Origin of the sequence: Kitasatospora sp. NPDC059577, from assembly GCF_042735475.1 — a bacterium.
Taxonomy (GTDB): domain Bacteria; phylum Actinomycetota; class Actinomycetes; order Streptomycetales; family Streptomycetaceae; genus Kitasatospora.
Genome location: NZ_JBHWBZ010000013.1, coordinates 120,156 through 122,677, shown reverse-complemented (window position 1 = coordinate 122,677; position 2,522 = coordinate 120,156). Strand labels below are relative to the sequence as shown.

Genomic DNA, 2,522 nt, shown 5'->3' with positions numbered 1-2,522 from the left:
CCCGCGGCGCCGGGGCGGGGGGCCGGTGTTTTGTACCCTGGGGGGGGCCCCGGCGGGCCGGGCCCGGGTTGGGGCCGGGGGGATTGCGTTTTCCCCGGGCCCCTCTCCACCGGCCCGTCCGGAGCGGCGGGCCCACGAAGGCCCCACGCCCGACGGGCCGGGACAACACCGGGCCCGAGACGACACCGGGCCCGGGACGACACCGGGCTCAGAAGAACACCGAACGGCGCTGCACCAGCAGTTGGTAGAGCGTGTGCTGGATGGTCTCGCGCACCTCGTCCGCCAGGTCGAAGACCAGCATCGGGTCGTCCGCCGCCTCCGCCGGGTAGCCGTCGGTGGCGATCGGCTCACCGAAGCGGATCGTCCACTTGGTCGGCAGCGGCAGCATCCCGAGCGGTCCCAGCCAGGGGAAGGTCGGCGTGATCGGCACGTACGGCAGGCCCAGCAGCCGGGCCAGCGTCTTGACGTTGCCGATCATCGGGTAGGTCTCCTCCGCCCCGACGATCGAGCACGGCACGATCGGCACCCGCGCCCGCAGCGCCGAGGCCACGAAACCGCCGCGGCCGAAGCGCTGGAGCTTGTAGCGCTCGGAGAAGGGCTTGCCGATGCCCTTGAAGCCCTCCGGCCAGACCCCGACCACCTCGCCGCGCTCCAGCAGTGCCTGGGCGTCCTCGTTGCAGGCCAGTGTGTGGCCGGCCTTGCGGGCCAGCTCGTTGATCCCGGGCAGCACGAAGACCAGGTCGGCGGCGAGCATCCGCAGGTGCCGCCGCTCCGGGTGGTGGTCGTGGATGGCGACCTGGGTCATCAGCGCGTCCAGCGGGATCGTCCCGGAGTGGTTGGCGACGATCAGCGCGCCGCCCTCGGCCGGGATGTTCTCCACGCCCTGGACCTCGATCCGGAAGTACTTCTCGGCCAGCGGGCGCAGCAGCGAGAGCAGCACCTCCTCGGTGAGCTCCCGGTCGAAGCCGAACTCGTCGACCTCGTAGTCGCCGGTGACCCGACGGCGCAGGAAGGCCAGGCCCTCGGCGGCGCGGCCCTCCCAGCCCTTGCCGAACAGTCGGGTGGCCGTCGGGCCGAGCGGCCCGGACAGCGCCCCGCCGACGGCGCCGGCGAGCCGGTCGGCCAGGCCGGGTCCGTCGGACGCGGTCCAGCTGGGGGCGGACTCGATCGGGATGACCTTGGCCTCGCCCGGCGCGTTCTCGGCTGCGGCGTTCATCGCGGGTTTCAGCTCCTCGGTCGGCGGGGGCGGTTCGGTACGGTGCCCGGTGCGGCGGCGGGGCGCGCCCCCTCCGGGCCGAGCAGGGCGGTCAGCCGGTCGGTGACGGCGGCCAGCCGCTCGGGCGGCAGCAGGCCCGGGCCCCGGGCGGCCGCGAAGTCGGCGAAGGCCTCGGGGGTGGTGAACGCCGGGCGGTAGCCGAAGGTCTCGCGCAGCCGCGTGGTGTCCACCACCCGGCCGTGGGTGAGCAGTCGCAGCTGCTCCGGGGAGACGTCCACCAGCCTGGTCTGCCGGGCCAGGGCGGCCATCCAGCTGACCGCGGGCAGCAGCAGCGGCAGGGTGGGGCGGCCGAGCCTGCGGGCGCACTGGGAGAGCAGCAGGACGCCCTCCCCCGCCACGTTGAAGGTACCGGTGTTGACGGTGCCCGGCTCGGGCTCGCCGACGGCCCGGCAGAGCACGGCGACGGCGTCGTCCTCGTGGACGAACTGCAGCCGCGGGTCGTAGCCGAGGACGGTCGGCAGCACGGGCAGCGCGAAGTACTCGCTGAGCGGGGTGTCGGCGGCCGGGCCGACGATGTTGGCGAAGCGCAGCACCGTCACCGCGACGTCCGGGCGGCGCCGGGCGAAGCCGCGGACGTAGCCCTCGACCTCCGAGGCGTCCTTGGCGAAGCCGCCGCCGGGCGGGGTCTTCGGCTGGATCCGCTCGCTGAACACCGCCGGGTCGCGGGGCGCGGAGCCGTACACGCCGGTGGTGGACTTCACCACCAGCCGGCGCACCGCGGGCGCCTTCTGGCAGGCGCCGAGCAGTTGCATGGTGCCGATGACGTTGGACTCCTTCACCGCGGAGCGGTTGGTGGAGCCCAGGCCGGTGGCGCTGACGCTGAGGTGCACGACGGTGTCCACCTGGTGCTCGGCGAGCACCCGGGACAGCGCCGGGCGGCGCAGGTCGAGCTGGTGGAAGCGGTAGGGCGCGGCCGGACCGGCCGGCTCCTCGGGCGGCACCCGGGGCGGCTGCACGTCCACCCCGACGACCAGGTCGACGCCCGGACGGCGGCGGACCTCGGCGGCGAAGCGGGCACCGAGATGGCGTGCCACGCCGGTGACGAGCACGACCACGCCCACGGTGCTGCACCCCATTCCCTCGACCCGAGCGGCCTGCGTGCACGGTACCGCGACCCCGTACCGAGCCGTGAAACGACACCGCCCGGCCCCGCCCCCCGGGGCCCGGGGGGGGGGGGGGGGGGGGGGGGGGGGGGGGGCGGGGGGGGGGGCGTTAGTAGTGTTGGGGCGCCGCACCCCGGGGCGCC

The 2,522-nt window shown here is 75.3% G+C and carries 2 protein-coding genes; both read right to left on the bottom strand.

Annotated elements, in window-relative coordinates:
• Window positions 1-208 precede the first annotated feature (208 nt).
• Window positions 209-1,216, bottom strand: coding sequence for a lysophospholipid acyltransferase family protein (locus tag ACFV0O_RS14065; RefSeq protein ID WP_360252903.1), 1,008 nt, complete (start codon window positions 1,214-1,216; stop codon window positions 209-211).
• A gap of 8 nt (window positions 1,217-1,224) precedes the next feature.
• Complete coding sequence (locus ACFV0O_RS14060; protein WP_360253120.1) at window positions 1,225-2,337, bottom strand: NAD-dependent epimerase/dehydratase family protein; 1,113 nt, start codon at window positions 2,335-2,337, stop codon at window positions 1,225-1,227.
• Between the last annotated feature and the right edge of the window lie 185 nt (window positions 2,338-2,522).